Below are 15,086 nucleotides of genomic sequence, written 5' to 3' on the forward strand. Positions count from 1 at the left end.
AATGAAAATTCAATATTTCAATAATTTTAATCGTTCTATAGTAACTTAAACCTGAAATTTATTATGAAAAAAATAGCAACTTTAGTATTGGTTTCGGCATTAGGTGGTCTATTAACTTTAGGTGGTTATAAACTACTGGTCGAAGATACAAACAACCCTTTAATGGTGGAGCATAACTCGGATTTCCCTGTGTTTGTTCCAACAAATAACTCAGCAACTACTTTAAATAACGTATCTGCTAATGCCCCAAATTTTGTGGAAGCAGCAGAAAAGACTATTGATGCGGTAGTCCACGTAAAAAATACTGCTATCGTAAGTTCACCGATGACTATGCAAGATCTATTCTATGGTCGTAGTTCAGAACGTGCACAAGTAGGTACTGGTAGTGGTGTAATTATTTCACCGACAGGTTATATTGTGACCAACAATCATGTGATACAAAATGCAAATGAAATCAGTATTACGCTAAATAATAACAAGTCTTACATGGCTGAACTTATCGGTACGGATGAGTCCACAGATATTGCTTTGCTCAAGATTGAGCCGGACGAAGATTTACCATTTATGGCTTTTGGAGATTCCGATAGTGCGCAAATTGGCGAATGGGTTTTGGCTGTCGGTAATCCTTTTAATCTTAATTCAACAGTAACTGCAGGAATAATAAGTGCCAAGGCACGTGATTTATCGGGACAAAACCTGCAATCGTTTATACAAACAGATGCGGCCGTCAACCCGGGAAATTCAGGTGGTGCCTTAGTCAATACCAACGGTGATTTAATAGGTATTAATACGGCCATTTCATCTAGAACAGGCTCTTATATTGGTTACTCTTTTGCCGTACCTAGTAATATTGCACGAAAAATAGTAAATGATATTATGGAATATGGCAATGTCCAAAACGGTATTTTGGGTGTCGTTGGAGCTGCCTTAAATAATATGGCAGCCGAAGAACTCAACCTTGAAACCGCTCAAGGATTCTATGTAAGTGACGTTCAAGAAGATACTGGTGCCGAAAAAGCTGGAATCAGAGAAGGAGATATTATTAAACGCATTGATAATGTAGAAATTTCAAAATTCTCAGATCTTACTGGCTATCTAAAAACAAAAAATCCAAACGATGTGGTTAATGTAACATTACTAAGAGATGGAGATTTAGAAAATCTAAAAGTGACCTTGCTCAAGCCAACAACTACAATCATACAACCAATTGGAGTACTTAAAAACACCAGTGACAGGGAACTCAGAACATATAATTTAGATTATGGTGTGAAAATTTCTAAATTCAATGAACAATATGCTAAATATTGGAAACAATACGGAATAGAGGAAGGCAGTATTATTACCAAACTGAACGGCAAAGAACTGTATTCTATTGAAGATGCAACAAACGCCATGAAGCTTAGAGCTTATAATGAACCGCTGCGAATAGAATTTATAAACAATTCTGGTGAAAAAGATTCTATTCTAATTAGATAACCCTTTAGTAGATAGATATTAAACCCTTCAAAGAATTTTTCCACGAAGGGTTTTTATTTTCGTTTAAATACGCTACGAAAACGTTTGAAATATGTATTTTTGCGCCAAATTTAAAAATCACTAAATCAAAAAAGAAATGGGTTTTAATGACACTTACGAAAAAGAGTTAGCGTTTCAGGCAGACCGTCGCAGAGCAACGGTTGAATTTATTAAGATTGTGAGCGACTTATGGTACGACAAATCTATTGAGCTTGTAATTTTTAGAAATCAGTTGATAGATAGAAATGTGAGCGAAATTTTAAATCTACATGAGTATGCTGGCGAATTTGTTCAAAAACCAATTTCAATTTTTGATTCTGTAGAAATTGCCCAAGCCATTAAGTCACTCAATCTTCCACCTGCTAAATTGGATATTGGGAAATTGACTTATGAGTTTCATTTAGAAGATCAAAAACATGGTAATGCAATGGCATTTGTTTCGGAAAAATTAGGCAATGCAAAGCAGAAAAAAACCATACAACCTAAAGATGTGGTTCTTTATGGTTTTGGCAGGATAGGACGGTTAGTCGCTCGCGAATTAATGACACGTACAGGAAAAGGCAGCCAATTAAGATTAAGAGCTATTGTTACGAGAGGTGCCATTGATGCCACGGTCTTGGAAAAACGTGCCTCTTTGCTACGAAATGATTCAGTTCATGGTGATTTTTCGGGAATGGTATCTACAGATGTCAAAAATAGTGCACTTATAATAAATGGGACTACAGTAAACATCATATCAGCCAATGCACCAGAAGAAATCGATTATACTAAATACGGAATTAACGACGCTTTAGTTATTGATAATACAGGCGCGTTTAGAGACAATGAAGCTTTAAGCAGACACTTAAAGTCTAAAGGTGTTGACAAAGTTTTATTGACCGCTCCAGGCAAAGGTGTTCCTAATATTGTTCATGGCGTTAACCATTTAGAACATGATCCAGACAAGGTAAGCATTTACTCTGCCGCATCTTGTACTACAAATGCAATTACACCTGTGTTAAAAGCTATGGAAGATTCTTTTGGAGTTAAAACAGGCCACTTAGAAACTATACACGCATACACTAATGACCAAAATCTTGTAGACAACTTTCATAAAAAATATAGAAGAGGTCGTGCTGCAGGTCTCAATATGGTAATAACAGAAACAGGTGCAGGACAAGCCGTAAGCAAAGCGCTACCTTCTTTAGACGGTAAACTAACCTCTAATGCGATTAGAGTACCTGTACCTAATGGTTCTTTAGCCATCTTAAATTTAGAATTGGAGAAAGAGACATCTTTAGAGAGCATTAATACTATAATGAAAAAATATGCTCTAGAAGGCGACCTAGTTGAACAGATTAAATACGAAATGAGTGATGAATTGGTTTCTAGCGACATTGTAGGTAGCTCAGCACCTTCTATATATGACAGTAAAGCAACGATTGTGCGCGCAGATGGAAAAAATGTAATTTTATATATATGGTACGATAACGAATACGGATACAGCCACCAAGTTATACGTTTGGCCAAATATATAGCTAAAGTAAGACGTTTTGCATATTACTAGTAGAACGCTCATATTCTAAAAAATCTCGCCAATTGGCGAGATTTTTTTGTTTTGCACGCAACCCTATTCAGTATTTAGCATCTTTTACATAGTAACCAAACCATCAATCATGAGAAAAATTGCATTTTACTTATCTCTTTTGGCTTTAATATCTCATCAAAGCTGTATCTCTTTTGGAGGTGGCGATGATGATATAGCAAACCATTCCAATTTTGAGCCCGTTATAATGAAACGCTCAAATTTTGAAACCACTACTTTAGTAGAAAACGCACCTAGAGTTATTGAAAATTCAGGAAAAATTTATGTCAAGGATAATTTTATCTTTATTAATGAAGTAAATAAAGGATTTCATCTTATTAATAATTCTGATCCTTCCAACCCTGAAAATATTGCTTTTATAAAAGTTTTGGGATCTTCAGACTTAAGTATTAAAGAAGACGTTTTCTACGCCAATAATGCTACGGATTTAATAGCATTTAAAATCAATGAAACTACCGAGACACTTCTTATTACAAAACGTATTAAAAACACCTTTCCTCAAATTATGTCACCGGAAGGTGAAATATCCTATAATTTAGAACAAGATGAAATAATCATCGATTGGCAACCTGTAAACTAAACAATTATGAAAAAATTAAGCTTATTACTATTTGTTTGTTTCTTATTAGGTTGTGATTCTGACGGGACAAATTCTGATTCAACATTTTCAGACAACGGGCAAGGTGGATCCTTAGCACGTTTTGCGCTTTACAACAATTACTTGTATGTTGTGGATAACCAGGACCTCAATGTCTTTAGCGTTATAAACAAAGAAGAACCCGTTCAGGTAAATACGGTGCCAATCGGATTTAATATCGAAACCATTTTTAGCTATAGCAATTACCTATATATAGGTTCTAGAAATGGAATGTTTATATATAATGTGAATAACCCAGAAGAACCAACCTATATTTCAGATGTCCAACATTTTACCGCATGTGACCCAGTTGTTGCAAATGACACTCATGCTTTTGTTACACTGCACACGAACATAGGTTGCGGAAACAATATTAATGCTCTGGAAGTTTATGACATTACGGAAATCACCAATCCGGTTTTGGTTTCTAGGAAACATTTAACCCAACCTATTGGATTGGCACTTTATAACAACTACCTATTTGTTTGCGATGACGAAGTTAAGATTTTTGATATTTCTGATCCAGAAGATTCTCAGTTGGTGGCTTCCATAGATGTTGATAGTTTTGATGTGATTATCAACAATGAAATTATAGTACTAATTGGAGAAAATGGCTTGTACCAATACCGTTTGGACCCAAATGACATTACTAATATTGCACAATTGAGCACAATAAACATCTAAATTTAAAATACATCCGTATATAAGATAGCCTCACAGAAATGTGAGGCTATTTGTTTAGCCATTTTTAAAAATATGCTTTTAAAATTGCTATCTTGTGAAACTTAAATTCAATAGACCAAAAAAATCAAACTCAAATGAAATTTTTTACCAAAATTGCTGTAGTTCTGCTAGTTACTTTTAGCTTTCAACATATAAATGCACAAGAAGAAGATGAAAATTTATCACTTGATAGCGGTACAATTGATAGCCAATTTGAATATATTTTAAAAAAATCCGGAAATTTTAGAGGTACAAATGGCCAGATGTACGAAGCTGTAAAACGTAATGATATTATTAAGATAAAAGCAAACACCATCGATTCTCTAAAAACAACATATGCCAAGTTAAATAGTTCAGAAAAAACCGTAGAGCAACAACGTAATGAAATTGAGAATCTAAAAACACAATTACAGAACACTCAATCCAATCTAGCCACAACCAATGAGGAAAAAGACAGCATGTCGTTATTTGGAATGCAAATGGGAAAAGCAAGTTACAATGTTTTGCTGTGGTCTATTATAGGTATTCTTTCTGCAATGCTATTGTTTTTTATCTATAAATATAAGAACAGTAATACCCTAACTCGTGACGCAAAGTTTAAGCTAGAAGAAGTTGAATCTGAATTTGAAGACCATAGACGTACAGCTCTAGAGCGAGAACAAAAGGTAAGACGTCAATTACAGGATGAGATTAACAAAAGTAAATCTTAAAAAGATTTTTAATCCACCATCTCATCACATATTAAATCATAAAAAATATCCGTAATTTTAATTGCGGATATTTTTTTATGAAAATTATTAAAGCGAATATAGACCACCTTGAAAATCTTGTTCCACTTTTTGATGGCTACCGGGTTTTTTACAGGCAACCCTCTGACCTTGCAGGTAGTCGTCATTTTCTTTTAAACAGATTTAAGAATAAGGATAGTGTCATCTTTATGGCATATGATGGCAACAGAGCAGTTGGGTTTACTCAACTGTTTCATTCGTTTTCATCAGTTTCAATGCAGCCCATTTTTGTGCTGAACGATTTGTTTATCGATTCAAACTATCGGAATCAAGGTATTGGAGAAGCATTAATAAACCGAGCCAAAGAACTCGCAAAGGATTTGAATTACAAAGGTATTTCTATACAAACTGAAACCGATAATAGAGCACAATATCTGTATCAGCGGTTAGGGTTTGAAAAAGATGTGGACTTACATTTCTTTTGGAAAAATTCTTAATACAACTTAAATGAAATTTAAGCATGTCTATTTACTATTGGCTATAACAGGATTAGCCTACACCTGGTATTTTAATATTCAATTTTATTTGACTATCGAGGATACCTCAATTTCAAATTTTATTGAACTGACCAAAACCACATTACCGGCACAATCAATTGTAGCAGACCTTACAGTAGTAGTGATCACTTTTATGGTTTGGATGATTTATGAGTCATTTAGGCTAAAGATAAAATTTTGGTGGATCATTATTCCATTGACTTTTGTAGTTGCGATTGCTTTTAGCCTTCCTCTATTTTTATATATGCGAGCCAACCGATTAGAGAAGTTGAAATTAGAAAAACTCTGAATTAAACCTATCTTTGTTTTCAATTTTGAATACACTATGCGCATAGACATCATAACCGTATTGCCAGAACTTTTAAAAAGCCCATTTGAAGCTTCTATTTTAAAACGTGCTATAGAAGCAAATTTGGTAGAAGTACACTTTCACAATTTAAGGGATTTCGCGACAGGAAACTACAAAGCTATCGACGATACTCAGTTTGGTGGTGGAGCTGGTATGGTAATGATGATAGAACCTATAGACAAATGCATATCGAAACTTCAAAATGAACGTAATTATGATGAGATCATATATATGACACCTGATGGCGAACAACTAAACCAAAGTATTGCCAACCAAGTTTCGTTAAAAGAAAACATCATTATATTATGCGGGCATTATAAAGGTGTTGACCAACGCGTAAGGGATCGATTTATTACTCGAGAAATTTCCATAGGAGATTATGTTTTATCGGGTGGAGAATTGGGAGCTGCCGTTTTATGTGATGCAGTTATTCGATTAATTCCAGGTGTTCTTGGCAATGAGACCTCTGCCCTCACCGATTCGTTTCAAGACAATTTATTGGCACCACCAATTTACACCAAACCCCGTGAGTACGATGGCATGAAGGTGCCAGAGATTCTTTTTAGCGGTAATTTTCCTAAAATTGAAAAATGGAGAGAAGAGCAAGCTTTTAAGAGAACAAAAGAAAGAAGACCAGATTTGCTTAAAGACTAGCACAAAACTTTTTAATTTTTAGCACCTACTATCCACTTTTTAATTATATTTGCACCCAATTTTGAATTAACCTCTGGCGAAAATCGTGAATGTTGATTTGGAATAACCATTATAAAAATAAAAAAATGAATTCTTTAGTAAAATTTGTACAAGACGAATTTGTAACACGTAAAGACCTTCCGGAATTTAGTGCTGGTGATACTATCACAGTATACTACGAAATTAGAGAAGGTGAAAAAGTACGTACTCAGTTCTTTAGAGGTGTGGTATTGCAACGTAAAGGAACAGGAACTTCAGAAACTTTTACGATTCGTAAAATGTCTGGTACTATTGGTGTAGAGCGTATTTTCCCAGTAAACCTTCCAGCATTGCAAAAAGTTGAAGTTAACAAGCGAGGAAAAGTACGTAGAGCTAGAATCTTTTATTTCAGAGACCTTACCGGTAAAAAAGCAAGAATTAAAGAAGTTAGAAGATAATCTTACTTCATATATAATTAATAAGCCTTCAATTTTGAAGGCTTTTTTTTATGAACTATTGTTAATAAATCAAGTTCATAAAATGTTAATATCAAAAATGTTAAATAATTGCTCAATATGTATTTATTTTATAATTTTACTAGACAATTAACAACAAACTCTGTTTGTTTTTGAATTTTATTTCAAATTAATGTTAATTATGATAGAGATTCGTTCTTTATTTACTGAGGTTATTTTTTGAGGTTGTATAGCCGCTTGTGTACGCAAGTGTTAGTGATGCAACCATGAAGCTTAATCCATGTGGCATGCTTTGCAGGCTATATGTGTTAAGTTGAAAGCTCTGAAGAAGTATTGGGATCGAAAGTGAACTTGAAAAGGATGAGCAATGTTTTGCTTTTACTGTTACATTTATAATGTGCACTAAAAAAGAAACATCAAGAAAAATAAACCTAGAGAAACTAAGTAATATCAGGTCAATACATTTTGAAAGATATGAAACGTTTCAATCGAAACAGCAACGCTTGAACCGAAAAAAGTAGGTTGATTTATTTCAACTACCGAGTTAGTTTTTATACTAAATAAGTCGTAGTAGTACTGTTTCAAGAAAAGCCATGTCAGCACAGATTTTCTGTAGTGATATGGCTTTTTGCATTTATACTCAATTTACGTCCACTAAACTCATTTTAATATTATAACATTTTTTTCGACATATTTTTAGCTAAATTTTATAGATATCAAACGGTTTCATGCCTTTAAAAACCTTATCATTTTTGTATATTTGCAAAGCTTTTACTGAAGCACATCACAAGCAAAAATTTTAATTACACATGACAGAAACTCCAAAAATAATTTATACAAAAACTGACGAAGCTCCTGCTTTGGCAACACGTTCCTTTTTACCTATTGTAAAAGCTTTTACCAAGTCTTCTGGTATTACCATGGAAACCAAGGATATTTCGTTAGCAGCAAGAATATTGGCTGTCTTTCCGGATTATCTTACGGAAGAACAGAAAGTTTCGGATGCACTCGCAGAATTAGGGGAGCTAGCAAAACAACCTGAAGCTAACATCATAAAACTCCCTAATATTAGTGCATCTATTCCTCAATTGACAGATGCTATCGAAGAGCTACAAGCAAAAGGTTATAAAATTCCTGATTATCCGGACGAACCAAACAACGATAAAGAGAAAGAAATTAAATCTCGTTACGACAAAATTAAAGGTAGTGCTGTTAATCCTGTACTTAGAGAGGGTAATTCAGATAGACGCGCCCCTAAGGCAGTTAAAAATTATGCTAAAAAGAATCCTCATAAAATGGGTGCTTGGTCTCCAGACTCTAAAACACATGTTGCCACAATGTCTAAGGGTGATTTCGCCCATACTGAAAAATCGGTAACTGTTGAGGAAGCTACGACAGTAAAAATAGTACATAACGATTCTAAAGGAAATAAAACCGTCTTAAAAGACAATCTTAATTTGCTTAAAGGTGAAATTATTGATGCAGCCGTAATGAACAAAAAAGCATTAATTGAATTTTTAGAGGAGCAAGTAGAAGATGCATTGGACAAAAGTGTGCTTTTTTCTCTTCATATGAAGGCAACAATGATGAAAGTGAGTGATCCAATAATTTTCGGTCATGCTGTTAGGGTTTTCTTTGACGATTTATTCAAAAAACATGGTAAAGCTTTCGAAAAAATTGGTGTAGATGTTAATAACGGTTTAGGAAATTTACTTGAAAAATTAAACGAACTCCCAGAAAATAAGCGTGACCAAGTAAGAGAAGACATCAGATTTGCTTTAGACCATGGCCCTGATTTGGCAATGGTAAATAGCGACAGAGGCATTACTAATCTGCACGTTCCGAGTGATGTAATTATTGATGCGTCAATGCCTGCAATGATTAGAACATCCGGAAAAATGTGGAATGCAGATGGCAACCAACAAGACACAAAAGCTGTGATTCCAGATAGTAGTTACGCTGGTGTCTATATTGCAACAATAAATTTTTGTAAAAAACACGGAGCGTTTGATCCAACAACTATGGGAACTGTTCCAAACGTAGGCCTTATGGCTCAGAAAGCTGAAGAATACGGTTCTCATGATAAGACTTTTGAAATTTCGTCAAAAGGAAAAGTAGAAGTTATCGATAGTTCTGGTAATATAATGACGAGCCACAAAGTTGAAGAAGGTGACATTTGGAGAATGTGCCAAACAAAAGATGCACCAATTCAAGACTGGATAAAATTAGCCGTTACACGGGCAAAAGCATCTGAAACTCCAGCTATTTTTTGGTTGGATAAGAAGAGAGCGCATGACGCTGAGTTGATTAAAAAAGTGAATAAGTATCTACCTAATCACGACACCACAGGACTTGATATTAAAGTGTTATCTCCAATTGAAGCAACTAATTTCACTCTAAAGCGAGTGAAAAATGGTGAAGACACCATATCAGTGACAGGAAATGTACTAAGAGATTACCTCACTGATTTATTCCCGATTTTAGAACTAGGTACGAGTGCAAAAATGCTGTCTATAGTACCTTTAATGAATGGAGGTGGGTTATTCGAAACTGGTGCAGGTGGCTCAGCCCCAAAGCATGTACAACAATTTAATGAAGAAAATCACTTACGTTGGGACTCTTTGGGCGAGTTTTTGGCATTAGCAGTATCACTAGAACATTATTCTGAAGTTAATAGTAATAAAAAAGCTAAAATCTTAAGTGAGGCCTTGGATGATGCAACTGAAAAATTACTGGAAAACAAAAAAGGACCTTCCCGTAAAGTAAATGAGCTAGACAACAGAGGGAGCCATTTCTATTTAGCGATGTATTGGGCTGAAGCATTGTCAAATCAAGAAGATGATTTAGACCTAAAACGTGAATTTGCGGAAGTCTTTAAACAATTGCAATCTCACGAACCAAAGATTATCGATGAGTTAAACTCAGTTCAAGGTAATAGCATGAACATTAAAGGTTACTATTATCCTGATGAAGCATTGGCAGGTAGTGCCATGCGACCAAGTGAAACCTTCAACAAAATCTTAAACTAAACTTTAGTTAAAAAAGCTTCATTAAAATGAAGCTTTTTTATTTTTACAGTACACAACAATTGCAAATGAAAAAGAATCTTTTAGGATTCCTCATTATAATCATCTTAAGTACATCATTCACTTCTGCCCAAAACAAATTTACACTTAGTGGCAATGTTTATGATAGCGATAGCAATGAGACACTAATTGGTGTAAACATCATCATTCCAGACCTCCAAACAGGTACTGTTACTAATGAATACGGTTTCTATTCTATCACGTTGCCCGAAGGAAAATACGCGGTTCAAATTAGTTATTTGGGTTACGAAACAATATCTGAAACTATTGATTTTAATTCAAACATCACTCGAAATTTTAGACTAAAAGAATCTGCTGAAAATCTTGATGAAGTAATTATCACAGAAGATGTAGAAAAATTAAACATCAAAAAACCACAAATGAGTGTTAATGCTCTATCAATTGGAACTATTAAGCAAATGCCAGTGGTTTTGGGTGAAGTAGATGTTATTAAATCAATAACGCTACTTCCAGGAGTTACAAATGCTGGAGAAGGTTCTTCTGGTTTTAATGTAAGGGGTGGTGCGGCAGATCAAAATCTCATTTTATTAGACGAAGCCACAATATTTAACTCTTCCCATTTGTTCGGTTTCTTTTCGGTTTTTAATCCAGATGCTATTAAAGACATTAAACTTTACAAAGGTGGAATTCCTGCAAAATACGGTGGACGTGTTTCCTCAGTACTAGACATCTATCAAAAAGAGGGTAATAATAGAGATTTTCATATTAATGGAGGTATTGGTCTAATATCTAGCAGATTATTGGCTGAAGGTCCAATTAAAAAAGAAAAAGGCTCATTTTTATTGGGTGGACGAAGTAGTTATGCCCACTTATTTCTACCACTTTTTGATTTAGATAGTAAGGCGTATTTCTATGACTTAAATACCAAACTAAGCTATAGGCTCAATAATAGAAATAGCATATTCCTTTCTGGTTACTTTGGAAGAGATGTATTTGAAATTGCAGATAGTTTCGAAAATACTTATGGCAATACCGTAGTCAACTTTAGATGGAATCATTTATTTACAGACAAATTGTTTTCAAATCTTTCACTAATATACTCTGATTACTATTATGGTTTACGCTTAAATTTTGTTGAGTTTGATTGGGAATCTGGAATCAGAAATTTCAACCTTAAATATGATTTAAAGCATTACATAAGCAACAATTTTAAACTGGAATATGGGTTAAATAGCATCTATTATAAATTTAATCCTGGTGAAATTAATCCTACTACGGAGGATTCTGGGATTAACCCATTTAAACTTATAGATAAATATGCTTTTGAAAATGCACTTTACATTGATACAGAGCACAAATTGACTAATGAGGTTTCGGTGAGTTATGGTTTACGATTGAGTACTTTTCATCGTCTGGGACAAGAAGAATTAAATGTTTATGAAAATGACAATCCAGTAAATTTCAATGAAGATTTAGGTGTTTATGAAAAAGCCAAACCGGTCGGTACCGAAACTTTTAAAAGAAGTAATGTGATAGAATCATTTTCAAATTTAGAACCGAGATTGGCTTTAGCTTATCAATTAAATGATAAATCGTCCTTAAAAGCTAGTTATAACAGAATTAGTCAGTACTTGCATTTATTGTCTAACACGAGCTCTCCCACTCCACTAGATGTGTGGACTCCGAGTGGCAAATTTGTTAAACCACAACTACTCGACCAAGTGGCATTAGGCTATTTTAGAACGTTTGGAGATAATGTTTTTTCACTAGAAGTTGAAAGTTTTTATAAAATCATTCAAAATAGAATTGATTATATAGATGGAGCTAATTTAATAGCCAACAACGCAATAGAACAGGTGATTTTAAATGGTGAAGCCAGGGCTTATGGGTTAGAAATTTTATTTAAAAAAAACATTGGAAAATTTAAAGGCTGGCTCGCCTATACTCTATCCAAATCCGAACAGCGCACTCCAGGAAGAACACCAATTGAAACAGGTATAAACAATGGAGAATGGTATAACACTCCATTTGACAAAACTCATGATATTTCATTGACAAATAGTTACGAACTCAATGACAAATGGTCCCTTAGTTCAAACTTTTTATTTCAAACTGGACAGCCAGCCACTTATCCAAATGGACAATACCAATATAACGGAATCATTGTGCCAAGTTATGAAGCCAGGAATTCAAGCAGATTACCATCTTATAATCGCTTAGATATCGCAGTCAATTACAAACCAAATCCAAAAAGCTCAAAAAAACTTAAAAGCGAATGGGTTTTTAGCGTTTACAATATTTATAATCGTCGCAACGCGGCAAATATAACCTTTAGAGAAAATAGGATGACTGGTAACAATGAAGCAGTAAGACTTGCCATCTTTGGTATTGTACCTTCAGTTTCATATAACTTTAAATTTTGAAATGATGAAAAAGATAATGTGTGTTACAAGTATATTTCTCTTCTTTATTTTAAGTTGTGAAGATGTAGTAGATGTTCAACTCAATGAAGCTGAACCTAGGTTGGTTATTGAAGCCTCTATCAATTGGTTAAAAAATACAACAGGTAACGAACAAAGTATAAAATTATCGTTGTCAGCACCATTTTTTGATGATACAATTCCTCCAGCTAACGGAGCTAGCGTTCAAATCGAAGATTCCAGTAATAATATTTTTCAGTTTATTGAAGATGGCTCTACAGGCATTTACAGAAGTACAAATTTTATTCCAGAAATTAATGAAACGTATGAGTTAACCATTAATTATAACGCAGAAATCTATACAGGAAGTGAAACTCTTAAATCAGTAGTGTCAATAGACTTTATAGAGCAAAACAATGATGCCGGTTTTACTGGTGATGAAATAGAACTGAAAGCATTTTATACTGATCCAGCCAATATTGATAATTATTATTTTTTTGAATTTTTCAGTAATATTCCTGTAATTCCTACTTTAGAAGTATATGAAGATGAATTTACAGATGGCAATCAAATTTTCGGATTTTACACGGAAGAAGATTTAGAAGCTGGAGATATTGTAACTATTAGAAATCATGGAGTATCAGAACGATTTTATGAATTTATGTTTCTTTTGTTGCAACAGGGGAGTGAAGAAAGTGGAGGCCCATTCGAAACACAACCAGCAACCGTTAGAGGCAATTGCATGAATATAACAAATCCTGAAAATTTTCCTTTCGGTTATTTTAGGCTTTCCGAAGTAGACGAAGTTACTTATACTATTCAATAATCTATAAGGGTGTTAGCGATGGTTCATGTCATTCACCATAAATCTACAATAAATAGAATAGTAGAAGATACCGTTTCTTCCGCAAATCAATCAGCCAAATTTATTTCTTAAATTTAACCTATGAATTTTACCAAAACTACAGAACAGGACTCTCATTATAATCAGCTTGAAAAAATGTCCATTAATGAGATTATCAATAACATTAATGCTGAAGATAAAACAGTTCCATTGGCTGTAGAAAAATCTTTATCTCAGATAGAGGGGTTAATTGAAAAAATCGTAGAAAAACTAAAACATGGTGGACGTCTATTTTATTTAGGAGCAGGCACCAGTGGCAGATTAGGTATTCTTGACGCTTCAGAATGTCCTCCAACTTTTGGAGTTTCCCAAGATCTAGTCATTGGATTAATAGCAGGGGGTGACACAGCTATAAGAAAAGCTGTTGAATTTGCAGAAGACTCAAAGTCACAAGGATGGAAAGATTTAAAAAAATATAATATATCAGAAAAAGATGTAGTAGTAGGAATTGCTGCATCAGGTACAACACCATATGTTATTAGTGCAATAGCAAAATGCAATAATAAAAACATAATTACCGGCTGCATAACATGTAACAAAAACAGCCCATTATCAAAAGTATCCAAGTTTCCAATAGAAGTTATTGTAGGTCCAGAATTTTTAACTGGAAGTTCAAGAATGAAAGCTGGGACAGCACAAAAACTCGTACTTAATATGATAACTACCGCTACTATGATCCAATTAGGAAAAGTTGAAGGGAATAAAATGGTAGATATGCAATTAAGTAACGATAAGTTAGTAGACAGGGGAATTAAAATGATTATGAACGAACTTAATGTTTCTCAAGAAGAAGCTGCAAAACTACTTAAAAAACATAAAAGTGTTAGAAATACTATCAACCATGGACGAAAATAACAGAACAGATAGAGAGATATTATCCAAAGGAATTAGGCAAATGGCTGTATGTCTTCTATTAATGTTCCTAGGACCTTTTATGTTGCATATTGCGTTTTCCAATCAAGAAAAGTCACTATATATACCTATACTTATTGTCGCCGCCACACTATGTGCATCTGCTATTTACTTTCTTTTCAAAGGTCTAAATACTATTATGGATAGTATATTTAAAAATAAAAAAAAATAACAATCCTATATACAATTTTTTAGACCTATTATAATTTATTATAGTTTAGTCAAAAACGTTCAGACTTCATGATTTAATCGAATTTATAACCTAAAAATATAGTCATCGATAAAGTAAGTTTAGACAAATAACTATAAATAAAAAAACCCTTACTAATTAAATAGTAAGGGTTCTCAAAAAAGGCGGCGACCTACTCTCCCACGGATTGCAGTACCATCGGCGCAAACGGGCTTAACTTCTCTGTTCGGAATGGTAAGAGGTGAGCCCCGTCGCTATAACCACCTTAAATCTTGGTTGCCATAAATGATCAACACTAATATTGTTGACATATTGAAAAGACGATAAATCGTCGATAGATACATTGTAATAATCAAGTCGTACTCTAAAAA

The 15,086-nt window shown here is 33.9% G+C and carries 14 protein-coding genes and 1 rRNA gene; 14 read left to right on the plus strand and 1 reads right to left on the minus strand.

What is annotated here, in order from left to right; translation table 11 throughout:
- Window positions 1-63 precede the first annotated feature (63 nt).
- The 14 genes from HM983_RS10280 to HM983_RS15905 all read left to right on the plus strand — a co-directional run bounded on the left by HM983_RS10280 (window position 64) and on the right by HM983_RS15905 (window position 14,697).
- A complete protein-coding gene (locus HM983_RS10280; RefSeq protein WP_179345321.1) occupies window positions 64-1,476 on the plus strand; it encodes a S1C family serine protease in 1,413 nt (470 codons plus the stop codon).
- Window positions 1,477-1,612: 136 nt separating this feature from the next.
- Window positions 1,613-3,061, plus strand: coding sequence for a glyceraldehyde-3-phosphate dehydrogenase (locus tag HM983_RS10285; RefSeq protein ID WP_179345322.1), 1,449 nt, complete (start codon window positions 1,613-1,615; stop codon window positions 3,059-3,061).
- Window positions 3,062-3,170: 109 nt separating this feature from the next.
- Window positions 3,171-3,680, plus strand: coding sequence for a hypothetical protein (locus tag HM983_RS10290; RefSeq protein ID WP_179345323.1), 510 nt, complete (start codon window positions 3,171-3,173; stop codon window positions 3,678-3,680).
- 6 nt (window positions 3,681-3,686) lie between these two features.
- Window positions 3,687-4,421, plus strand: coding sequence for an LVIVD repeat-containing protein (locus tag HM983_RS10295; protein WP_179345324.1), 735 nt, complete (start codon window positions 3,687-3,689; stop codon window positions 4,419-4,421).
- 134 nt (window positions 4,422-4,555) lie between these two features.
- Complete coding sequence (locus tag HM983_RS10300; protein ID WP_179345325.1) at window positions 4,556-5,170, plus strand: tRNA (guanine-N1)-methyltransferase; 615 nt, start codon at window positions 4,556-4,558, stop codon at window positions 5,168-5,170.
- A gap of 77 nt (window positions 5,171-5,247) precedes the next feature.
- A complete protein-coding gene (locus HM983_RS10305; RefSeq protein ID WP_179345326.1) occupies window positions 5,248-5,685 on the plus strand; it encodes a GNAT family N-acetyltransferase in 438 nt (145 codons plus the stop codon).
- 10 nt (window positions 5,686-5,695) lie between these two features.
- A complete protein-coding gene (locus HM983_RS10310; RefSeq protein ID WP_179345327.1) occupies window positions 5,696-6,034 on the plus strand; it encodes a DUF2834 domain-containing protein in 339 nt (112 codons plus the stop codon).
- A gap of 36 nt (window positions 6,035-6,070) precedes the next feature.
- Complete coding sequence (trmD, locus tag HM983_RS10315) at window positions 6,071-6,748, plus strand: tRNA (guanosine(37)-N1)-methyltransferase TrmD (protein WP_179345328.1); 678 nt, start codon at window positions 6,071-6,073, stop codon at window positions 6,746-6,748.
- A 125-nt stretch (window positions 6,749-6,873) separates the two neighbouring features.
- On the plus strand, window positions 6,874-7,224 hold the full coding sequence (rplS, locus tag HM983_RS10320; protein ID WP_179345329.1) for a 50S ribosomal protein L19: 351 nt from the start codon (window positions 6,874-6,876) through the stop codon (window positions 7,222-7,224).
- Between the two features lie 827 nt (window positions 7,225-8,051).
- Complete coding sequence (locus HM983_RS10325; protein ID WP_179345330.1) at window positions 8,052-10,271, plus strand: NADP-dependent isocitrate dehydrogenase; 2,220 nt, start codon at window positions 8,052-8,054, stop codon at window positions 10,269-10,271.
- A gap of 65 nt (window positions 10,272-10,336) precedes the next feature.
- Window positions 10,337-12,712, plus strand: a complete 2,376-nt coding sequence (locus HM983_RS10330) for a TonB-dependent receptor (RefSeq protein ID WP_179345331.1) — start codon at window positions 10,337-10,339, stop codon at window positions 12,710-12,712.
- 1 nt (window position 12,713) lies between these two features.
- A complete protein-coding gene (locus HM983_RS10335) occupies window positions 12,714-13,535 on the plus strand; it encodes a DUF4249 family protein (RefSeq protein ID WP_317166963.1) in 822 nt (273 codons plus the stop codon).
- A gap of 120 nt (window positions 13,536-13,655) precedes the next feature.
- Window positions 13,656-14,468, plus strand: coding sequence for an N-acetylmuramic acid 6-phosphate etherase (murQ, locus tag HM983_RS10340; protein WP_179345332.1), 813 nt, complete (start codon window positions 13,656-13,658; stop codon window positions 14,466-14,468).
- Entirely contained in the window at window positions 14,455-14,697 is a 243-nt protein-coding gene (locus HM983_RS15905; protein WP_262886485.1) for a DUF6095 family protein, read from the plus strand. The genes murQ and HM983_RS15905 overlap by 14 nt, the downstream gene beginning before the upstream one ends.
- 177 nt (window positions 14,698-14,874) lie before the next feature.
- Here the strand turns inward: HM983_RS15905 and rrf are convergent.
- Window positions 14,875-14,983: ribosomal RNA gene (gene rrf / locus HM983_RS10345) — 5S ribosomal RNA — on the minus strand.
- Window positions 14,984-15,086: the final 103 nt, after the last annotated feature.

The sequence above is a fragment of the Winogradskyella ursingii genome (genome assembly GCF_013403975.1).
Taxonomy (GTDB): domain Bacteria; phylum Bacteroidota; class Bacteroidia; order Flavobacteriales; family Flavobacteriaceae; genus Winogradskyella; species Winogradskyella ursingii.